Below are 20,416 nucleotides of genomic sequence, written 5' to 3'. Positions count from 1 at the left end.
TCATTCCTGATCTTCTGCGACAGCCCCTAGGCCGTTCATCCTTATTTCTTCAAACCAATCTCCAGTAGATCTTTCACGGCCTCGCCCACCATGATCAATCCTGCCACCGGTGGAACGAAAGCGTTGCTCGCCGGAGGCTGCTTCGCTTTACGAATTTCTGGTGCATTCGCTGGTACGATTTGTTGCGTAACGTCTTCACGCGGTTTCATCGGCTCTTCGGTTGAGAAGACGACTTTAACGCCTTTTTTGATGCCTTCTTTGCGCAGTTTCTGGCGCACGACCCGAGCAACAGGATCCATGCTCGTTTTGGAGATATCTGCCACTCTAAACTGCGAAGGGTCCATTTTGTTAGCGGCGCCCATGCTGGAGATGATCGGAATTTTCCGCTCCAGGCATTGCTTGATCAGATGAATTTTATAGGAAATGGTGTCACTTGCATCAACCACGTAATCGATGTGATGAGCGAACACTTCCTCATAGGTTTCCTCTGTATAAAACATCCGCATCGAGATAACATCGCATTCCGGATTAATCAATTTGATGCGGTCGCGCATCAGATCAGCTTTAGGCTGCCCTACGGTCGTTGTAAGGGCATGGATCTGACGGTTAATATTCGTGATGTCGACAACGTCCTTGTCGATCAGAATAAGCCGTCCGATCCCTGTACGAGCCAACGCTTCAGCAGCAATTGCGCCCACACCGCCGATACCTAGAACGACAACGGTGCTGTTTTTCATAACGTCTAGGCCCTCAGGGCCAATGGCTAGTTCAGTCCGCGAAAATTGGTGAAGCATAGAAACACGTCCTCTTTCAATGTTCTTAGGCTTTAGCAGGCTGCTTAAGCGCTAAACGAATCGACAGCTGATCAAGCTGTTTGTCATCTACAGTTCCCGGTGCATCCATTAACAGGTCAGTTGCGCTCGCTGTTTTCGGGAATGCAATTGTTTCTCTCAAGTTCGTACGGCCTGTAATCAACATCACCAAACGGTCGAAGCCGAATGCGAAACCACCGTGTGGAGGCGTTCCATATTCGAACGCTTCTAGCAAGAAGCCGAATTTCTCTGTTGCTTCTTCTTTGGAGAAACCAAGTGCTCCGAACATTTTTTCTTGCACGTCACGTTGGTAAATACGCATGGAACCGCCGCCTACTTCATAACCGTTCAAAACTAAGTCATACGCTTGAGCGCGAATTTGACCTGGGTCCGTGTCAAAGAAATGAATGTCGTCTTCATTAGGACGCGTGAACGGATGATGTTCTGCGACATAACGTTTCGCTTCTTCGTCGTATCCAAGCAGCGGGAAATCTACAACCCATGCGTACTTGAACTTGGAATCGTCGATAAGTCCAAGTTGACGACCGATTTTCAGGCGAAGGTTGCCTAGAACGTCGGCGACGACTTTCTTTTTATCCGCGGAGAAAAGAAGTAGATCTCCCTCTTCAGCACCAAGACGCTCTGTTAAAGCAGCAATTTCAGCTTCGTTAAAGAATTTCACGATAGGCCCTTTGAATTCGCCGTCTTTCACTTGAATCCAAGCTAAACCTTTGGCCCCGTAACGCGCCGCGAATGGCAGCAGGTCGTCGATCTCTTTACGACTCCAAGTACCGCAACCTTTGGCATTCAGCGCTTTAACTTGGCCTCCGCCTTTAACTACATTCGCAAATACTTGAACGCCGGAAGTTTGAACGATATCCGATACATCTTCAAGCTCTAGGCCGAAACGCAGATCCGGTTTGTCTGAACCATATTTCGCCATCGCATCCGCATGCGTAATACGTTGGAAAGGACGCGGAATTTCGACTTGTGCAGTTTCTCTCATCAAGTTAACGACAAGTTCTTCCAAAATATCGAGCAGCTGATCTTGTGCTAAGAATGAAGTCTCAATGTCGACTTGTGTAAATTCCGGTTGACGGTCTGCACGAAGGTCTTCATCGCGGAAACAACGTGCGATTTGGTAGTAACGCTCCAAACCACTAACCATCAACAGCTGTTTGAAAATTTGTGGAGATTGCGGCAGCGCGAAAAATTCACCTGGGTGAACACGGCTTGGCACCAAGTAATCGCGAGCGCCTTCCGGTGTGCTTTTCGTCAAAATCGGTGTTTCCACTTCCACAAATCCTTGGTCATCCAAGAAATTACGGAAAATTTTGGACGCTTTCGAGCGAAGCATTAACGTTCTTTGCATTTCTGGACGACGAAGGTCCAAATAGCGGTATTTCAAACGAACGGCTTCATCCACATCTACACCGTCTTCAATGAAGAAAGGAGGTGTTTTGGCTGCGTTCATGATTTCGATTTCCGTTACTTGAATTTCGATCTCACCAGTTGGGATGTTTTTATTAATTGTTTCCGCATCACGTTCTACGATTTTCCCTTTTACTGCAAGCACATATTCGTTGCGTGCACGGTCAGCAATAGCTAGAGCGTCCCCTGAGAAATCCGGGTTAAATACAGTCTGTACAAGCCCGCTGCGGTCACGAAGATCAATAAATAGAACGCCGCCTAAGTCACGTCTTCTTTGTACCCACCCGTTTAATATTACAGTCTGTCCTACCTGGGCTTTCGTAAGCTGCCCGCAATGATGTGTTTTGAGCATCATAATGTTGTTGCCTCCTCATGAGTAGTTGAATAATTCAAAGCTATCTATTCGAATAGTGTCTTTGCAGCATTTGAGGCAAGATCCACTAGACTTACAATGACTTGAGAACCTGTTTCCATTTGCTTCAGCGTAATTTCGCCGCGGGCCAATTCATCGTCTCCGAGAATCGCTACATACTTCGCTTGAAAACGGTCAGCTGATTTCATTTGCGCCTTCATTTTGCGCCCTTGGTAGTCTTTCTCAGCTTTGAGGCCTTGAACCCTTAACTGGTGCAGCAGCTTCGTGACTTCCTTCTCAGCAGGCTCGCCTAACCCGATTAGGTATACATCAAGCGGCTCTGGTTTCGGGATCTCAACGCCTTGCGCCTGCAGCACAAGCAGAATACGCTCCAACCCTAACCCGAGGCCTACACCAGGCTGATCCGTGCCATGACCGCCAATTTGCTCAACGAGACCGTTGTAACGGCCACCGCCGCCAATCGTATCGATAGCTCCAATGCCAGCTGCTTTGTATTCAAAAGCGGTGTGCGTGTAATAATCAAGCCCGCGCACTAGGCGAGGATTAACTCGATAGGGAATGTCCATAGCGGTTAAGTGCTCTCGAACCAACGCGAAGTGCGTGGAACATTCTTCGTCCAAATAATCCAAAATCTCAGGAGCGCCTTCCCCGTACTTCTGATCGGTTTTGCAATCAAGAATCCGCATAGGGTTGCGGTCATAACGGGACTGACAATCTTTGCAAAGCAAATGTTTCACTGGTGCAAAAAATTCCTGCAGCTTCTCGCGGTAAACCGTTCTAACAGAAGGTGTCCCGACGGAGTTAATTTCAACGGTTACTTCTCTTAAGCCAATTTCCTTGTAAAAAGTGTACCCCAGCGCAATGACCTCTGCATCGATGCTTGGATCAACGGATCCGAAAGCTTCAATCCCGAACTGGTGGAACTGACGGTATCTTCCTGCTTGCGGCTGTTCATAGCGAAACATCGGTCCCACATAGAACAACTTTGTCAAATCTGGCACTCCATATAGCTTATTTTCTACATAAGCCCTAACAACGCCGGCAGTCCCTTCTGGACGCAAGGTCATACTACGATCGCCTTTATCCACAAATGTGTACATTTCTTTCTCGACAATATCCGTCGTTTCTCCGACACCTCTGGAGAAAAGCTCCGTACTTTCGAAAATTGGCGAACGGATTTCTTTGTAGTTAAATCGTTGACATAAGTCTCTTGCTTTACTTTCCAGGTACTGCCACTTCTCCACTTCGCCAGGAAGCAGGTCCTGCGTGCCTTTTGGCTTTTGAATGCTCATGTATTCAACCTCCCTTTATCTGTCGATCTTGGTTATATAACAAAAAAATCCCCCACCCCCGACGTTTGTCAGGGACGAGAGATTTGATTAACAAATTCACCCGTGGTACCACCCACATTCAGATCGTCTGTTCTCGCACCATAGGTACATTTAACAGAAATCTGCTCTTTACGGTTAACGCCCGCGAATACGCACTAGCCGCTACTAGACGGTCGATATAAGTCGACATGTCGTTCCCAGCAGGTCCTCGGGGAGGTCTTTTCGTTCGCTCATCATAGGAAGCTCGCAGCCTGGACTTCCTTCTCTGATAATGTGGGGGCGAAATACTTTATCCCTTCAACGGATCACAAAGGTATTGAATTATTGTTTATTGTAAACATTGGCAGAAGTAAAGTCAAGAGATATACGTCCACTTGACTTAGAACTGCCTTCATTTAATTAATGAGAGTCCGCCCATTTTTGCAACTCGTCCATAACAGGCTTAAGCCCTTTTCCTTTAGCTGTCAATTCGTATTCAATACGAACCGGAGTTTCCGGGTACACGTGTCGGACAATGATCTCTGCAGCCTCAAGTTCTTTAAATCTCTCCGAAAGCATGCGATCGCTCATACTTGGGATAAGCACGGATATGTCTTTAAACCGCTTCGGTCCAGTCAATAAGACATGTACGATGAGCCCCGTCCAACGCTTTCCCAGAAGTTCAAATGCATTTTCGAATTTCGGGCACAGTTGATAGTCTTCCATATAAATCATCTCCTTATAAACAATTTTAGCATAGTCGCTTGACAAAAGTAAGTGCTGCGTAATAATATACTAACATAAAGTAAGTAATTAAATAAAATTTATTTAAAGAGGAGTAGTTAGTCATGGCTTTAGGTCTTCTTATTATTCGTTTGGTGTTAGGTTTAACAATTGCCGCTCATGGCACACAGAAAGTATTTGGATGGTTTGGCGGTTATGGACCAAAAGGCACCGGAGGATTTTTCGATTCCATTGGTATTAAGCCCGGTGTTCTGATGGCCGTTGTTGCTGGTTTGTCGGAAATTGCAGGTGGCTTGCTCTTTGCTGCAGGACTTTGGACACCACTTGCTGCTGCACTTATTATCATTACTATGCTTGTTGCTATTGTAAAGGTTCACTATAAAAGCTATTGGTCGACTTCCAATGGGTTCGAGTACAACTTGCTTTTGATTGCAGCAGCATTAGGCGTCACGCTTATCGGTGCAGGTGATTATTCTCTGGATGCTTTATTCTAAAAAATAAAGAAAAGGGCTATCTCCTTAAGTCAAATGACTTGATGGATGATAGCCCTTTTCTATTTCCATGGCGATGCAAGGATGAATCTTACAAAGAAAATAGCCTGCAGCACGAGTGGCGGCAGGCCTCTAGACAATATATAAATTAAAGGGGGTCGAGTTTTATTATACCCGCGGTTAATTAACGCCATATCAAATTTAAATTACAATTTCATTACAAGTGTTTTCCCTGTATTTTCAATCATTTTCATTTTGCTACTGTCGTATAATCAAACTTTTTTCCACATATACATTACAACAAGGCAAATGGCCTTGAATTTATCACCAGGAGGCTGTAACAATGACAACACAAAACGAGTTTCAAGAGGAACGGCAGGATCTAGTGGTGCTCTTCTCTGAGGAATCCGAAACCGAAGCTGAAGTAGAAGATGAAGTAGCCGAAGAAGCAGAAGCAGCCGAAGAAGAGGCCATTGAAGATTCGGATGAAGCGGATGAAGCTGAAGAAGCAGCTGATGAAGAAGAAGTCGAAGCGGAAGAAGAAGCGGAAGTTGATGCCGACGAGGATGCTGAAGTAGATAGTGATGATTCTGCCGAAGAAGAAGCGGAAGAATCTGCGGAAGCCGAAGAGGATGCTTCAGAAGCTGACTGAAATTTGTAAGCGCAGTCATAAAAACTTCCATTGGCTTCGAAAAAAAGGATAAGAGCCTTATCGCCACATGCAACTACGGCGTAATAAGGCTCTTATTTGTTATTTATTAAGGCTTGCCTGTTAAGCCAACCTTTAGATCTTTGATGAGCAAGTACGTGTCCGCATTCGTTAACTTTTGCTTGTCTGCTATTAGCTTCAGTGAAGCGTCAGTCAGCAGCTTGCTCTCCATTAACTTTGCTTGCGCCTCTTGGGATGAAGCCGTCAGTCCCAAAGCTTGTGTTATCGTATAAGCAGCCTGCTCAAGAGATAACGGAACTTTATCGGCATTTTCCAGCTTCGCTATCGCCTGGGATACATCGCCTTTGAAGGCATCCGGCTTCATTTTCTTCGCGCCGCTCACGAGATTAACCATCCGCTTCGGATTCGCTGGGTCATCCAAGTGAAAATTATTGTCGTACGCACCGGAAGCCAATCCAAGCATAAGTGCGGATTTCAGACCCTCATAAGCTTTGTGCTCCATAAAAGGCTGCGGCTTGAGTGTCATCGGATGAATCTCCATGCCTTGTTTGTTCAGCTGCTCCTGTAGCTTCGCAATCACTTCTTTGGACGCCGACACCTGACGGAACGTCATCTTCTCCTGCTTCGCGAGCATCGCTGCAGCTCCTGCAGCCTCCCCTTCGGCCATGCCCGTAGGCATTACGCGGGCGCTTCCGTGCGGCAGTGTATCGTAACTGGCTGCTCTACCTACTACAAGCAGTCCATCCACTTTCTGCGGCACTAGGCTGCGAAATGGAATTGCGTATTGCTTCGGTTTACAAACAACGTTGCCGGAATCCGTCGGAGAGATCCTTTGGATATCCACGGGATAAGAACCGAATCCAATGCGGTCCCATTGATCATTGTTCGTACAGACGTCAACAATATTCAGTCTGTATTCCCCCTGCATATGACGCGTTTCCCGAACATACAGCTCTGGTGCAGATCCGTCGAGCTCAAGGCTTGCGAATTCAGGGAATGTTTTTTGCATATAAGTTAAAATATTAGGCAGTTCTTTTTTCCCAATGTCAAAAGCTTCCTGAACAGATTTCGGATCAAGGGTATCTACACCGAAAATTTGCAAGGCATTGATGAGGACGGTATCATTATTTTCCCTACCCATATTAAGCCCTCTCATCTTGGCTCTTTCTTTGTTAAGAGGCGGGTATTTACTCATTTCACCATAACCAAATACGCTTACTTCATTTACACCTGTATCCGGATTATTATCGCCGTTCAACCTTTTGGCCATCAGGTTCCAAACTTCCGGTGTTACGTTTTTCAGACGAAACGCAAGCGTCACGGCCATTTTGGAATTCGGGTCCCCGATATCCTCATGCCCGATCGTAAACGGTACTCCTGCTGCCGCCGCGAAATCACCATCCTGCGTCGCATCAATGACAGAGGCAGCCTTCACGACTTGCGTGCTCCCATTTTCGAGGGTGATCGTAGCCCCCTGCACAGCTTTTTTATCTTGGGAAAGGAGCGGATCGATCTTCTTCGTTTTGAGCAGCAGATCGATTTTAGATTCATTTTTAACCAAATCATAGAACGCATTAGCGGCTGTATTCACATCGAAGGAATCCCCTTCAATTTTGGCATACCACTCGGAGAAGAAGCCTTTGTTAAACACATCATCTTTCCCTAAAAGGTTCTTGTTTGGCGAATAATTCATATCAATGGAGTTAATCCAGCCGAGTGTCATTAGCCCTCCCAGAATCTCACGATTCCGTCCATCGACCAGCAGGGTAGTCAATCCATTACGCGCAGCTGAAACAGCCGCAGCAACCCCCTCAGGGTCGGTACCAACAACAATGATGTCATACGCCTCTTTTGTTTTCTTCACAGATTTCACTTCTTCAATTTCTTGCTTTGCCTGACTTTTTCCACCGCTTATGTGGTGTTTATATTGATAATACAAAGATGCTGCAGCTGCCAGCACCGCGAGCAGAATCAAGATCCCCATCAACCAAAGCCATCCTTTGGAAGCGGAATTGTTACGATTCGGATTTGCCATTAAAACAAAAGCACCCACCTTGTCCCCTGCTTTTCATACAGCTTACCGGTTAAAGGTTTGATAAGCTTTCTTGAGCAGTCGATTAATTTGTCAGCCAAAAACATCACTTGTTAGTTTACCACATTTTAAAGTCTTAGAGAAATCTTGCTATTGGAACAAATAAAGCCTCGCATTGCTGATGAGGCAGTGCGAGGCTTTACGATTAACGATATGATTTCTTGGGAATGCTTTTCATTTTCTCCTGCTCAGATGTGAACTCTGCACTAATTTCAACGTCCGCTAGCGCTGGTGCCTGACTCATCCGCTCAGCAAGTGTTGTATGCAGCAGCTGCTGCTCTGGGGCCGTCATGGCTTTATGCTTGATCGATTGACGCATCTGGATGCTCCTAACTGCAAGAATATACAGTTTTAGTATATCCAGGCTGGTCGCATCTTATCCTTTGCGCAAGACGTAACCGCATCTAATCTATTTGCTATCGATAACTAATGTGACAGGTCCCCAGTTCGTAAACGAAACATCCATCATTTCGCCAAATGCACCCGTTTCTACTTGCAAGCCCTGACCGCGAAGCAGCTCATTGAACTTGTCATACAGCGGCTGAGCAATCTCGGGTCTAGCTGCCGCCATGAAGTTGGGACGTTTCCCTTTGCGGCAATCTCCATACAAAGTAAACTGGGAAACGGATAAAATCTGACCGCCTGTCTCCAGCACGGAAAGATTCATTTTACCGGTCTCATCTTCAAAAATACGCAGTCCGGATACTTTGTCCGCGATATATTTCGCATCCTGCTCGGTATCCTCATGAGTAATGCCTACTAACAGCATTAGACCATGCTCGATCTGTCCGACAGATGCTCCATTCACAGTTACTTCGGCGCGTTTGCACCGCTGAACGACTACTCTCATGCTTCTCTATATCCCCTCGCGTGTGTTCGCAGCCGCAAGCTTAGCTTTGCATAATGCGCTGAACGGAATAAACGTCTTTCACCCGTTTAATTTTCTCGACAACCGACTGCAAGTGATCGATATTTTTAATCAAAATCGTCATGTGAATCGTTGCCATTTTATTTTTATCGGAACGGCCTGATACGGCCGAAATCATCGTTTTGCTCTCGGAAACGGCCTGAAGCACCTCGTTTAAGAAACCACGGCGGTCATGCCCTGTAATTTCAATTTCCACATTGAAATTAGATTCGACGGCTTCAGCCCAGTCGACCTCAATCACCCGTTCTTCTTCGCCCATGCTCGTTGGGATATTCGTACAATCCGAACGGTGCACGGACACGCCTCGTCCTCTAGTGATATAGCCAATAATCAAATCACCTGGTACTGGATTACAGCAACGCGCAAAACGTACTAAGAGGTTGTCTACTCCTTTTACCCGCACGCCGTTAGTTGGCCGGCTTTTGCGCTCTGTCGCGGATTGCGACTTAACTTCTTTGACCTCCGTAGAAAGCTGAAGCACCTGTGCTTCTTCCGCTTCCCTACGCAGCTTCTCTGTCAGCTTCGTGCAAATTTGTGCAGCTGTTATTCCGCCAAAGCCAACTGCCGACAGCATATCTTCAATATCGTTGAAATTGAACTTCTTCGCCGCTTCGATCATCTTATCGTCACTCATCAATGTCGGCGGATCTATAGCCAAACGCTTGAGCTCGCGCTCAATCATGTCTTTTCCTTTTTCGACGTTCTCTTCGCGCTTCTCTTTCTTGAACCACTGCTTAATTTTACTGCGAGCATGGGATGATTGCGCGAGTTTGATCCAATCCTGACTAGGTCCGTAGGAGTGTTTGGACGTCAAAATTTCAATGATATCCCCTGTTTTCAACTTGTGATCCAATGGGACAATGCGGGAATTGACTTTGGCGCCAATAGTCCGATTACCGACCTCCGTATGAATGCGGTAAGCAAAATCCAAAGGCACAGAACCAGCTGGGAGTTCAATGACTTCCCCTTTTGGCGTAAATACAAATACAAGATCAGAGAAGAAGTCCATCTTCATGGATTCCATAAATTCCGAAGCATCATTCGTTTCATGCTGAAGCTCCAAAATTTCACGGAACCAGCTCATCTTGTCTTCAAAAGTGCCTGATGGAACAACAGAGCCGCCTTCTTTGTAGGCCCAGTGTGCAGCAATACCGAACTCGGACGTTCTGTGCATTTCCCAAGTGCGAATCTGAACCTCTAAAGGCTCTCCCTTGGGACCTATCACCGTTGTATGAAGAGACTGGTACATATTCGGTTTCGGCATGGCGATATAATCTTTGAACCGTCCAGGCATCGGTTTCCACAATGTATGAATAATGCCCAAAGAAGCATAACAATCTTTGATGCCATCGACAATTACGCGCAGCGCCATGAGATCATAAATCTCATTGAACTGTTTGCCGCGGGAGCTCATTTTTTTATAAATACTGTAGAGATGTTTGGGTCTTCCGGAAATGTCTCCTTGAATTCCCATTTCATCCAGCTTCTCTTTGATGCTATGAATGACATCTTCAATATATTGCTCACGCTCAGTCCGCTTCTTCTGCATCAGATTCACGATCCGGTAATACTGCTGGGGATTCAAATAACGAAGGGCAATATCCTCCATTTCCCATTTGATCGTGGAAATCCCGAGTCGATGTGCAATGGGACAGAAAATCTCCAGCGTTTCCTCCGCTATGCGGCGCTGGCTTTCCTCCGATTGGTATTTCAATGTGCGCATGTTATGCAGCCGATCCGCCAGTTTAATCAGAATAACGCGAATATCCTGTGCCATGGCGACAAACATTTTGCGGTAATTCTCATTCTGCTGCTCTTCCTTGGACTTGAACTTAATCCGTTCGAGCTTCGTCAAGCCATCTACAAGCATTGCGCAAGTTTTCCCGAATTTATCTAGAACAGTTTCAAGTGAAACTGTTGTATCTTCAACGACATCATGCAGAAGCGCCGCAATCACGGATGTGACGTCCATCTGCATGTTCACCAGTATATCTGCAACAGCGAGTGGATGCAGAATATAGGGCTCCCCCGATTTGCGCACTTGGCCATGATGGGCTTCATCCGCGAACTCATAGGCCTCCCGTATCCTCTGCAAATCATTCTCTTTCAGATAGGTGGCTGCCTTCTCTAACAGCTGCTCTATACCCATGCATCTACCCATTCCCTTTAGAGGTTTAAAAAACGAACTTTTTAAACGCTCATCTTTAGTCGATTTTTATTCATTATGCCTGCAAGGCAGGCTCCGCGTCAACTATGCCATGCTAACCTTTCGACAAAAAACATCATTTTGCCTCATATCCCTTGAAATATTCCTTCCTAACGCCCTATACCTAAGTACAAAAAAGAATCGAATAAACATTCGATTCTTCGCTTTATTTTAATATTGAACTAAGGAAACAACATCTATACCACTAAACTTATTTCTGCCTTCCAAATAGGAAAGTTCGATGAGGAACGCAGCCCCTACAATATCTCCGCCAAGCTGCTCAATCAAATCAATTGAGGATTGAATCGTTCCGCCAGTTGCCAGCAGGTCATCGGCAATCAGAACTTTTTGACCAGGTTTGATGGCGTCCTTGTGCATCGCTAATTTATCTTTGCCATATTCCAAGGCATAATCCACTTCAATGGTCTCGCCAGGCAATTTACCGCTTTTGCGAATCGGAATAAATCCTACGCCAAGTGCATACGCAAGCGGAGCGCCGATTACGAAGCCGCGAGCCTCTGGTCCCGCAATGACATCAATTTCTTTCTCTTTTACCATTTCTTTCAATTGATCAATTGCTTCTTTATAGACCGTACCGTTCTGAAGCAGCGTTGTGATATCTTTGAAACGAATTCCTGGTTGCGGAAAGTCTGGGATGACGCGAATGTACTCTTTGAAATTCATATAATTTCCTCCAATATGTGGTTTTCTTTATGGATATGTTGGGCAATCCACTGCTCTAATTCTTTGGCTGAAGAATACATCACGATGGATTCGACTTCCTGACGATTCATTCTATGCTGATAAATGCGGGATGCCGTAAGATCTTTCTTGGCTGGTGCTGCGTGAAGCTTAACGAAAGCCCCTTGTCTTTCAATAAATGCTAATTCCTCGAACACGGATAAAATGAATTGAATCATAGCTGGCGACAAGCCCGATCTTTTGCTAAATGAAGTCATTAGACGGACATCCTGCACATTCAATGAGCCCTCTTTTTGCAAAGTACCGTACATCATCTTGAACATATCGCGAGAAGGCAGTGTGCTTCCGCTGTCAGGACCTAACTCTGCGAATACAGGATAACAGCGCATCATGCCAAGGGCTTGCTGTATCACGCCTTGTAAGCTAGCTAAACTCCTTGGGATCGTGTAGAGGATGATATCCTTCATTTGAGCAAAATCCAGCTGATTGGCTGTTTCATTACCTGGCCGTAACAACCCGCTGTCTTGAACGACCCAGTAAGGGATAGAGTCGCCAATTTGGAACGAGGTGGCAGCAAAAGTTTTCACGTCAGTTTCGTCAAAGAGCACAACACCAGGTACTTGATTCTTCGCGTTGCTTGTAGTCAGGTTATTTTGAAGCATATTCAGTTTGGCGCTTAATTGCCCCGCTCCACGCCAATCAAAGAGCTGCATATGCGTTATCTTCAAATCCTGCATAACAATTTGCGGCTTGCGGACGCCATTCCACTCATTGATGGACAGCTCGCCTAGCACATCAACCTTGGCTGCTTGCGTGATAAGTCCTGCCAGACTGCCTTTACCGAATCCAACGGCTTCCACCGAGCAGCTTATTTCATCTTTGGCCTGCGAGAGCGCAAGCTTCAGATGCTGCTTCTCTTTGCCCATGGTCCGGATATCGTCGAGCGACAAATCGGTGAACATGAACCTCGGCGCCGGGTTGCCCATGCCAAAGGGAGCAAGCTTCTCCAATCCCTCAATGCTGGCAATCGGAACATCAGGCAAGCTGCACACTGCATCAGCCTTCAATAGCGGGATAAAATCCTGCTCCGTCAGAGTCGCAGCTGCAAGCTCATTCAGCTTCTGTGTGAAAGCCTCCAAATGGCTGCTCTTTAAGCTCATTCCTGCTGCCGCTTGATGGCCACCGTAGTGGTCCAACCACTCTTCACAGACTGTCAGAGCCTTGTGTAAATCAAAGCCAGCAATGGAACGCGCTGAACCTTTGGCGATGCCTGTCTGTGGATCTATGCTAAGAACTAAGGTTGGCCGGTAAAATCTCTCCACGATTTTGGAGGCTACAATGCCGACTACGCCAACATTCCAGCCTTCTTTCGCAACGACGATCACTTTGTCCAGACCTTTGGCCTGCTGCTCCTCAGCCAGAACAAAGGCTTCTTTCACCATGTCTTCAACGATAAGCTGACGTTCTTTATTCAGCATATCCAATTCAAAAGCAATTTGCTCCGCTTCGGTTTCACTCTGCGTCGTCAATAGCTTAACCGCAATATCTGCGGCTTCCAACCTTCCGCTGGCATTGATTCTTGGCGCGAGCGAGAAGCCGATGTGCCCTGCTGTCACTTCTTTGCGCTCAATGCCCGAGACGCTAATGAGAGAACGGAATCCTGCGTAAGCCGAATCCTGCATGCGCTGCAGACCTTGTTTGACGATTAATCGGTTCTCGCCGTTCAGCGGCATTAAATCCGCCACTGTGCCAAGCGCCGCAAATTCCAGCAGTTCCTCTGGCAGCCTATCCAGCAAAGCATGTGCCAGCTTGAAAGCCACGCCAACACCTGCAAGGTGTTTATAGGGATAAGGACAGCCTGGCTTCTTAGGATTGATGATGGACAAAGCTTGCGGCAGGTGCTCTGGAGGCTCATGGTGATCCGTTACGATTACATCTATGCCTAGCTCTTGACAGTAGGCGATTTCTTGAACGGCACTAATGCCCGTGTCCACGGTAATTAATAGATCTACACCTTGCTCTTTGGCTAAGGCCATCGCTGAACGATTCAGACCATAGCCTTCACGAATGCGATGCGGGATATACGTATCGAACCGGGCGCCTAAACCTTTTAACAAATGATACATCAGCGAAGTGCTGCTTACGCCGTCCGCATCATAGTCCCCATATATACGAATAAATTCATTGTTCTGAAGGGCTTGCCGGATACGTTCAACAGCTGGAAGCATGCCGTCGAGCAAATATGGATCATGATAATACTGAACCCCGCCATGTATGAATTGTTCGGCTTCAGGTACCGTCCGAATGTCTCGGAGAACAAGCAGTCGGGCCACAAGCGGGTCGATCTGCAGCTCGCGCACAAAAGTTTCTATGAGCATCTCATCCGCATTGCCAATGCTCCATCTTGCCTTTGGTGCTAGCACTTGTGTGTCCTCCTCAGAGTTTTGCGTTTGCAAAACTTTCTTCGTAAGCAATAGCTTCGCGCTTTGCTCTTTACAACATTAGTGAATAACAGATGGGAGCTCACTGAGCTCAGAATCCGTTGAATGTTTATAGGGATAGCCAGCATCATAAGGGGCTACATGAACAAATACATCCGAAACATGATGGAATCTTTTCATCAACTGCTGTTTGACCCTTTTGGAAACTTCGTGACCTTCCCAAACCGATACCCTCGGATTCACGCTGATTTTGACTGAAACCACCACATAATGTCCATGTTCTCTGGCCCTTAAGTCATCTACGGTAATTACACCTTTAATCAATTGCACAACGGCAATCAGATCGTCAGCATCCTCCTGCTGTAGAACGTACTCTTGCTTCCTATGTAAAGCTTCCTTAACGAGCGAATACCCCATTTTCAAAATCAAAAGAGAAACAATGATTCCTGTTAGCGGATCCAAATAGGAAAGGAATGATACATTGAAAAGGTTGGCCAGCGATGCGCCGAATACTCCGATAAGAGCCACAATAGTAGAGTATATATCGGAACGATGCCCTCTGCTATTAGCAATTAATTCCTGAGAGCCTATTCGTTTGCCCATTCGGTTCACGTATTGATACATGATTTCTTTGACGACTAGCGAAAGTCCAAGCGCAGCGAGCGCGTAATTCTTGTCAGTATGTTCCTCGGCGGACCCTAAGGCATTTATCGCTGAAATCCCCATCTCGACTCCAATAATAAGAACGACGATAGCTAACAGAATGCTTGCGACAGAAATATTCTTTTCTGAACCTTGAGCATCCAGATCCTCTGGAGGCTGTTGATCCGATCTCAACCGAATTCGTGCAGCAGATAAAGCTATTGCTCTCGATGCCGAATGTGCAGCATCTGCTAACAAGGCTGAGCTCTGCGCCATAATCCCAACAATACCTTTCAGACACGCAAGAGCTGCATTACCGGTGATGCCGCTCCATACTGCGAGCTCCGTTTTTTGAAAACGCTCGTCTTTCACGCTGACACTCCCCCTGAACGGATACAAAGGCCGCGCAACATTCACGCGGCCGGTTATTATGGTTATTACGCTGCAGCTTTCTTTTTAGAACTACGTAGCGATTTTCTTTTCAAGAGATACCATAGCGAACAAGCAATTACGATCGAGGAGTAAGCACCGCTCGTTAATCCGACTAGCTTTGCAAGTGCGAACAACTTGATGGACTCGCTTCCGAAAATGTACAAACTGCCAGCAGCAATCAATACCACGAGAACGGTATTAATATTACGCGCCATCGTCTGCCAAATACTATCGTTCACCAAAGCAATGAGATCTTCGTCGGTTTTAAGCTTAGCGAATCTGAGATTTTCACGGATACGGTCAAAAATAACGATTTTATCATTAATGGAATAACCGATTGTCGTCAAAACCGCCGCCAGAAACGGAAGATTCACTTCCAGGCGGAAAATCGCAAAAACTGCGATAACCATGAATGCATCGTGTAGAATGGCAATAATGGCAGCAATCGCAAAACGCCACTCGAAACGGATACTGACATAAACACAAATCAATACGCTGGCAATTGCTACCGCATAGACGGCTTTTAACAGCAATTCCTTGGCTAATTGAGGGTCAACGGTATTGATCTCTTTGGAAACTTCAACACCGTATGTTGTTGCAAATGCTTTTTGAATTTTGTTAACCGCGTCATCGTTAAGCACGTCATCGAAGCGGATCGAGACACGATCACTGTTGTTCCCGCCGATTGTCGGGTCCGCATGGTGCGATTTCACGTCACCGCTCGTTGCAAGACCATCCAAAATCTCATCGACTTTGGCTTTATCGAGCTGCTTGCCTACGACTAGATCGATATTCGTCCCTGCTTTGAAATCGACCCCGAAGTTCATCCCCGAGAACAGCATGACAGCTAATCCTATGACAAGAAGAGCAATCGAAATACCAAAAAATCTGTTGCGTGATCTTACAAAATCAAACTTGTTCTTAGAGTCCACGGATTTCTGCCTCCTTCACGCCGAAATAACTTGGCTTTTTCAGCAAGTTGCCTCGTATGATCAGATGGAGCAGCCATCTGGAGAAAAGAACGTTTGTTAAGATACTGATAATAATACTTAACATTGTGATGACCGCGAATCCTCGAATTGCGCCGTTCCCTACATAGTAAAGAACAATACCGGCAATTAAGTTAGTAACGTTGGCATCCATAATTGTACGGAAGGAATGCTTGGAGCCTGCTTTCAAAGAGGAAAGAATGCTCTTGCCTGCGCGAATTTCTTCACGAATTCTTTCGTATGTAATAATGTTCGCATCAACTGCCATACCTGCTCCCAATACAAGGGCTGCAATACCTGGCAACGTTAAGGTTGCATTCATAAAGTCGAAGACCGCGAGAAGAACCCAAACGTACGTAATTAGTGTGAAAGCCGCAACAAGTCCCGGTGCACGATAATACAGGACCATGAAGAGGAAAATCAAGATCGATGCAATCAGTCCAGCTCGCGCTGTTTGATGCAAGGATGCTTGTCCTAGCGTTGCATCAACACGTTGAATATATTTTTCCGTTAACTTTAGCGGCATTGCCCCCAAGTTAATCATTTTCGCTACTTTAGTCGCTTCCGTTACACTTGTTTGTGTAATGATAGCGGAATCACTGTCGATCGGGAAATTAACAGATGCCGTCGATTGCACTTGATCATCCAAATAGATGGACAATGTGCTGCCTACTAGCTTAGTCGTAACTTCCTTGAATTTCTCTCTGCTTTTCATTTTGATCTCTACAATCGGCTGCTTCGTGTTGGGATCGTAGCTTAATTTCGCTGCGTTTTCCACGAAATCAGTACCATTCATGTAAACTGTTCCATCCGGGCCTCTGAAGGTAAGAACAGATGGCTTGGACATCAAGGATCTAACTTCTTCTTCATTCTCTACGCCTGCGAGGCGTACACGAATTCGATCTGACCCTTCAGTATTGACTTCAGGCTCTGCTACACCAAGGCTGTCAGCCCGTTTGGCAAGACTTTCCGCCGCTTGCGTAAGCGTTTCCTTCGTTAAAGGCTGCCCAGCAGATAGAGGCTCCGCGGTGTACAAAATTTCAAATCCACCTTTTAAATCTAATCCAAGCTTGATTCGCTCTACAAGTCTAGGGCTTGTTGCTCCGACTGCGCCGAGAACAATAACAACCGTTAGAAAAAAGAACGATATTCTTTTCCAATCCAGCATCTCTTGCTTGTCTCCCTTCGATACTCAATATGCCTATTATATACAGGTCTGAAAATCGAGTCAATTTAAGTCGTTACATGAAAAAATAAGCCCTATTCTTAGAATTGGGCCCCTTTATACATGCTTATCGTCATCCAGTTCATAAACTGGGTCGATTTCAGTGATAAAATGTCATTCACGATTTGATGTAGAGAAGGGACACCCGTTTTACGGTATTTGTCACTCACACAATCCCAGATCTCTTTTCCAGTGACATGTTCATAGCCAAGTAGTACAAATTCTTCCACTTTGCTCAAACATAGATTCTCGATAATCTCATTCAGTTCAAGATCAGAAAGGACAACTTCAGCTTCCTCCTCGCTTGCATTAGGGGGGGCTGACTCACTTTCCTCGTGCTCTGTATTCGCCTTGTCCTCAGGATGATGAGGAACTTGATCATTATCTTCTCCATTCATAGAGAGATCCTCCTAAGGTCATTTATCATGGTTAACTTGTCATCTTATTCGATATTCACCTGCCCATTTCCTGCCTAGCTTTGACCTGTCCATAAAATGTTAGCATGAGCTTGACCAACTCTCGCATATTCATAGGGTAAGACAAGTATCGGAAGAGGGTATGGCATGACCAAGCAGTCATTTATCAGGGGCACGATGATTCTTTTGGCCGCAGGCATATTGAACCGTATTCTCGGCTTCATACCTAGAATTACTTTGCCGCGTGTCATCGGCGCAGAAGGCATTGGCATTTATCATATGGGTTGGCCTTTCCTTTCCGTCATCTTGACGATCATAACAGGAGGAATCCCTGTAGCGATTGCCAAGCTGATTGCTGAGGCCGAAACCGAGCATAATGAATCGAGAATTCGCAGTATTCTTCGCATATCTTTAGCGATTACAGTTGGCCTGAGCATCGTATTTACAATTGCTTGCGTCGCGGGAGCCTCTTGGATCACTTCCCATCTGTTAACCGATTCACGCGTTTATTACACATTCTTATGTATGAGCCCGATGATCCCGATCATCGGAGTCTCCGCTGTTTATCGCGGGTACTTTCAAGGCAGACAGAATATGATTCCCACGGCCACGTCACAGATCATGGAAACGCTGATTCGCATTGTGATGGTACTTGTTTGCTCCTATGTAATGATCCCTTACGGGATCGAATATGCCGCCGCTGGCGCCATGGTAGGCGTTCTTGCCGGAGAAATTGGGGGTCTAGCCGTCCTGGCCATCCACTTCAAGTATGATAAGAAATCATCCCCCAAAGTACCTGTCGCACACATCGGCACAACGAAAACGAATGGCCGGCTGGCTAATTTCCGGCGAATTATGCGTATCTCCATCCCGATTACAGGCAGTAAATTAATTGGTGCAAGCTCTTATTTGTTCGAATCTATTCTAATTGCACAAAGTCTAGCTATCGCAGGTATTGCCACTTCGCTGGCAACAGCTCAGTATGGCGCCTTGCAAGGTATGATCATCCCCATTATCCTGCTGCCTAGTGCTCTGACAATGTCTTTATCGGTCTCGCTTGTCCCTTCCTTAAGTGAAGCTGCTGCTCGCAAAGATATGAAAACCATCCATGCGCGCCTGCACCAATCCTTAAAACTGGCTTTGGTTACGGGTGCTCCGTTCGCTGTCATCATGTTCGTGCTGGCAGAGCCCATCTGTAGGTATATGTACAATCAACCTGATGTAGGTATCATGCTGAAAATGATGGCTCCTATTGCCATATTCATCTATTTCCAAGCACCCCTGCAGTCGACTCTGCAAGCTTTGAACAAACCCGGATCCGCTTTGATCAATACATTGATAGGCTCTACAGTCAAACTTATTCTCATTTATTGGCTAGCAAGCAAGCCGGAGCTCGGTATTCAAGGAGCTGTTTTTGCGATCAATGTAAATATTGTGCTGGTAACTCTCCTGCATTGGAACAGTGTTGTGCGTTTACTGAAGTTTCGTATGGAAGGCAGTGATTTCGGGAAAATTGGAGCGGCTATGGCCCTCTCTGGTCTAGGCTGTTACTTCATCATGTATATCCCGTGGACTTCCGTTGAATGGCTTCGTTTTGTAACTTCTTCAGTCGTAGGATTTGTCATTTATATGTTTGCCATTACGGTTTTCCGATTGATTAGTTTGAAGGATTTGACCCGCATTATGAACATGGGCAAAAAAATGATCCGTTAGTTTATCTCTTACGGTCGAGAAACATTCTGCCTCTGTGATCAATGGAGCAGTAAAACACTTCTTTGAAATCGCGCGCACCTTTGAATTGAAGCTGGTTTTTTAGCCAAAACCTCGTTTTTCCTATTTTCTCCAAATTATCATCCTGTACTTTGCCATCCATAATGAGGGGCAGCGGAAGACCTTCATATCGAATCGTGCCTTTTAGGCCTTGTTCGTCAATCGCTGTCTCTGTCTCTTTCGCTTTCAAGCTTTTCTCCACGACGCTTAACTTCCCCGAAGGCTCAAGAACTGCAAACTCCACGTCCGCGACATTCATGATCTTATTCTGCCTTAACTGCTGCATCAAATCATCCAGATTATAACGGTGTTTCTTCATTTCCTCACGGTCGATTAGCCCTTGTTTGATAATCACGCTAGGTTTCCCGTCAAATAGAATCCGGAGATTTCTATTTTTTAAAGTTACATAGGCGATAATGATTTGGATGAGCACCAACGTCGCCATCGGGATAATCCCATCCATGACAGGCTTCTCTACATCTTCAAGCACGAAAACAGCAATTTCCGCAATCATAATCGAAATAACCAGATCAAACAGCGATAACTTCCCGATTTCTCGTTTCCCCATGAGCCGGAGCATCAGAAAAACGACAAAGTAGATCAGCACGGTACGTAAAAAAATGGTCAGAATATCCATCGATAGCCTCCCTGATCTAAGCTTCTTGCTTGTTCTCGGAGTTCACTGGTATTCTGACCGCTGATGCACTTCATCATGCAGATTTTACGTATTCAATTGTTGGGA

At 45.9% G+C, this 20,416-nt stretch carries 18 protein-coding genes; 3 read left to right on the top strand and 15 right to left on the bottom strand.

Translation table 11 applies throughout. The features are described from left to right. Window positions 1–41: 41 nt before the first annotated feature. The 4 genes from AC58VC_RS25055 to AC58VC_RS25040 all read right to left on the bottom strand — a co-directional run bounded on the left by AC58VC_RS25055 (window position 42) and on the right by AC58VC_RS25040 (window position 4,652). Window positions 42–794, bottom strand: a complete 753-nt coding sequence (locus tag AC58VC_RS25055; protein WP_497372433.1) for a tRNA threonylcarbamoyladenosine dehydratase — start codon at window positions 792–794, stop codon at window positions 42–44. 25 nt (window positions 795–819) lie between these two features. Beyond that, window positions 820–2,598, bottom strand: coding sequence for an aspartate--tRNA ligase (aspS, locus tag AC58VC_RS25050; protein ID WP_497372431.1), 1,779 nt, complete (start codon window positions 2,596–2,598; stop codon window positions 820–822). Window positions 2,599–2,642: 44 nt separating this feature from the next. Then, complete coding sequence (hisS, locus tag AC58VC_RS25045; protein WP_497372429.1) at window positions 2,643–3,908, bottom strand: histidine--tRNA ligase; 1,266 nt, start codon at window positions 3,906–3,908, stop codon at window positions 2,643–2,645. A 438-nt stretch (window positions 3,909–4,346) separates the two neighbouring features. Further along, the gene (locus AC58VC_RS25040; protein ID WP_127455345.1) at window positions 4,347–4,652 is read right to left on the bottom strand and encodes a winged helix-turn-helix transcriptional regulator; all 306 of its coding nucleotides are present in this window, start codon (window positions 4,650–4,652) and stop codon (window positions 4,347–4,349) included. A gap of 122 nt (window positions 4,653–4,774) precedes the next feature. Here AC58VC_RS25040 and AC58VC_RS25035 point away from each other — a divergent pair, with 122 nt between their 5' ends. Next, on the top strand, window positions 4,775–5,164 hold the full coding sequence (locus tag AC58VC_RS25035; protein ID WP_497372427.1) for a DoxX family protein: 390 nt from the start codon (window positions 4,775–4,777) through the stop codon (window positions 5,162–5,164). Between the two features lie 340 nt (window positions 5,165–5,504). Beyond that, window positions 5,505–5,813 carry a hypothetical protein gene (locus AC58VC_RS25030; protein WP_497372425.1) on the top strand — a complete coding sequence of 103 codons (309 nt, stop codon included), beginning with the start codon at window positions 5,505–5,507 and terminating at the stop codon, window positions 5,811–5,813. Between the two features lie 106 nt (window positions 5,814–5,919). Here the strand turns inward: AC58VC_RS25030 and AC58VC_RS25025 are convergent, their stop codons facing one another. From AC58VC_RS25025 to AC58VC_RS24980, 10 genes are all read right to left on the bottom strand, one after another. After that, window positions 5,920–7,866: an FAD-dependent oxidoreductase gene (locus AC58VC_RS25025; protein ID WP_497372768.1), complete on the bottom strand. Its 1,947-nt coding sequence runs from the start codon at window positions 7,864–7,866 to the stop codon at window positions 5,920–5,922. Window positions 7,867–8,068: 202 nt separating this feature from the next. Then, window positions 8,069–8,242 carry a hypothetical protein gene (locus AC58VC_RS25020; protein WP_175532206.1) on the bottom strand — a complete coding sequence of 58 codons (174 nt, stop codon included), beginning with the start codon at window positions 8,240–8,242 and terminating at the stop codon, window positions 8,069–8,071. A 90-nt stretch (window positions 8,243–8,332) separates the two neighbouring features. Next, window positions 8,333–8,773 carry a D-aminoacyl-tRNA deacylase gene (dtd, locus tag AC58VC_RS25015; protein WP_497372423.1) on the bottom strand — a complete coding sequence of 147 codons (441 nt, stop codon included), beginning with the start codon at window positions 8,771–8,773 and terminating at the stop codon, window positions 8,333–8,335. A 40-nt stretch (window positions 8,774–8,813) separates the two neighbouring features. After that, entirely contained in the window at window positions 8,814–11,000 is a 2,187-nt protein-coding gene (locus AC58VC_RS25010) for a RelA/SpoT family protein (RefSeq protein WP_497372421.1), read from the bottom strand. A gap of 228 nt (window positions 11,001–11,228) precedes the next feature. Continuing rightward, window positions 11,229–11,741, bottom strand: a complete 513-nt coding sequence (locus AC58VC_RS25005) for an adenine phosphoribosyltransferase (RefSeq protein WP_497372419.1) — start codon at window positions 11,739–11,741, stop codon at window positions 11,229–11,231. Next, window positions 11,738–14,182, bottom strand: coding sequence for a single-stranded-DNA-specific exonuclease RecJ (gene recJ / locus AC58VC_RS25000; protein ID WP_497372417.1), 2,445 nt, complete (start codon window positions 14,180–14,182; stop codon window positions 11,738–11,740). The genes AC58VC_RS25005 and recJ overlap by 4 nt, the downstream gene beginning before the upstream one ends. A 78-nt stretch (window positions 14,183–14,260) precedes the next feature. After that, window positions 14,261–15,214, bottom strand: coding sequence for a cation diffusion facilitator family transporter (locus AC58VC_RS24995; protein ID WP_497372415.1), 954 nt, complete (start codon window positions 15,212–15,214; stop codon window positions 14,261–14,263). A gap of 65 nt (window positions 15,215–15,279) precedes the next feature. Further along, a complete protein-coding gene (gene secF / locus AC58VC_RS24990) occupies window positions 15,280–16,206 on the bottom strand; it encodes a protein translocase subunit SecF (RefSeq protein ID WP_497372413.1) in 927 nt (308 codons plus the stop codon). Next, window positions 16,196–17,428, bottom strand: coding sequence for a protein translocase subunit SecD (secD, locus tag AC58VC_RS24985; protein WP_497372766.1), 1,233 nt, complete (start codon window positions 17,426–17,428; stop codon window positions 16,196–16,198). The genes secF and secD overlap by 11 nt, the downstream gene beginning before the upstream one ends. A 101-nt stretch (window positions 17,429–17,529) precedes the next feature. Then, entirely contained in the window at window positions 17,530–17,886 is a 357-nt protein-coding gene (locus AC58VC_RS24980; RefSeq protein WP_497372411.1) for a post-transcriptional regulator, read from the bottom strand. 165 nt (window positions 17,887–18,051) lie between these two features. Here AC58VC_RS24980 and spoVB point away from each other — a divergent pair, with 165 nt between their 5' ends. Further along, window positions 18,052–19,617, top strand: coding sequence for a stage V sporulation protein B (gene spoVB, locus AC58VC_RS24975; protein WP_497372409.1), 1,566 nt, complete (start codon window positions 18,052–18,054; stop codon window positions 19,615–19,617). Window position 19,618: 1 nt separating this feature from the next. Here the strand turns inward: spoVB and AC58VC_RS24970 are convergent, their stop codons facing one another. Next, window positions 19,619–20,311, bottom strand: coding sequence for a DUF421 domain-containing protein (locus AC58VC_RS24970; RefSeq protein WP_497372407.1), 693 nt, complete (start codon window positions 20,309–20,311; stop codon window positions 19,619–19,621). Between the last annotated feature and the right edge of the window lie 105 nt (window positions 20,312–20,416).

Source organism: Paenibacillus sp. J22R67 (genome assembly GCF_059692175.1).
The sequence above is the reverse complement of the archived record's forward strand: the minus strand, read 5'-3'. Positions and strand labels throughout refer to the sequence as shown.

Excerpts from the sequence above, each read along its gene's own strand:
- AC58VC_RS25055 (WP_497372433.1), bottom strand. The coding sequence starts at position 794 with ATGCTTCACCAATTTTCGCGGACTGAACTAGCCATTGGCCCTGAGGGC.
- aspS (WP_497372431.1), bottom strand. The coding sequence starts at position 2,598 with ATGATGCTCAAAACACATCATTGCGGGCAGCTTACGAAAGCCCAGGTA.
- hisS (WP_497372429.1), bottom strand. The coding sequence starts at position 3,908 with ATGAGCATTCAAAAGCCAAAAGGCACGCAGGACCTGCTTCCTGGCGAA.
- AC58VC_RS25040 (WP_127455345.1), bottom strand. The coding sequence starts at position 4,652 with ATGGAAGACTATCAACTGTGCCCGAAATTCGAAAATGCATTTGAACTT.
- AC58VC_RS25035 (WP_497372427.1), top strand. The coding sequence starts at position 4,775 with ATGGCTTTAGGTCTTCTTATTATTCGTTTGGTGTTAGGTTTAACAATT.
- AC58VC_RS25030 (WP_497372425.1), top strand. The coding sequence starts at position 5,505 with ATGACAACACAAAACGAGTTTCAAGAGGAACGGCAGGATCTAGTGGTG.
- AC58VC_RS25025 (WP_497372768.1), bottom strand. The coding sequence starts at position 7,866 with ATGGCAAATCCGAATCGTAACAATTCCGCTTCCAAAGGATGGCTTTGG.
- AC58VC_RS25020 (WP_175532206.1), bottom strand. The coding sequence starts at position 8,242 with ATGCGTCAATCGATCAAGCATAAAGCCATGACGGCCCCAGAGCAGCAG.
- dtd (WP_497372423.1), bottom strand. The coding sequence starts at position 8,773 with ATGAGAGTAGTCGTTCAGCGGTGCAAACGCGCCGAAGTAACTGTGAAT.
- AC58VC_RS25010 (WP_497372421.1), bottom strand. The coding sequence starts at position 11,000 with ATGGGTATAGAGCAGCTGTTAGAGAAGGCAGCCACCTATCTGAAAGAG.
- AC58VC_RS25005 (WP_497372419.1), bottom strand. The coding sequence starts at position 11,741 with ATGAATTTCAAAGAGTACATTCGCGTCATCCCAGACTTTCCGCAACCA.
- AC58VC_RS24980 (WP_497372411.1), bottom strand. The coding sequence starts at position 17,886 with ATGAATGGAGAAGATAATGATCAAGTTCCTCATCATCCTGAGGACAAG.
- spoVB (WP_497372409.1), top strand. The coding sequence starts at position 18,052 with ATGACCAAGCAGTCATTTATCAGGGGCACGATGATTCTTTTGGCCGCA.
- AC58VC_RS24970 (WP_497372407.1), bottom strand. The coding sequence starts at position 20,311 with ATGGATATTCTGACCATTTTTTTACGTACCGTGCTGATCTACTTTGTC.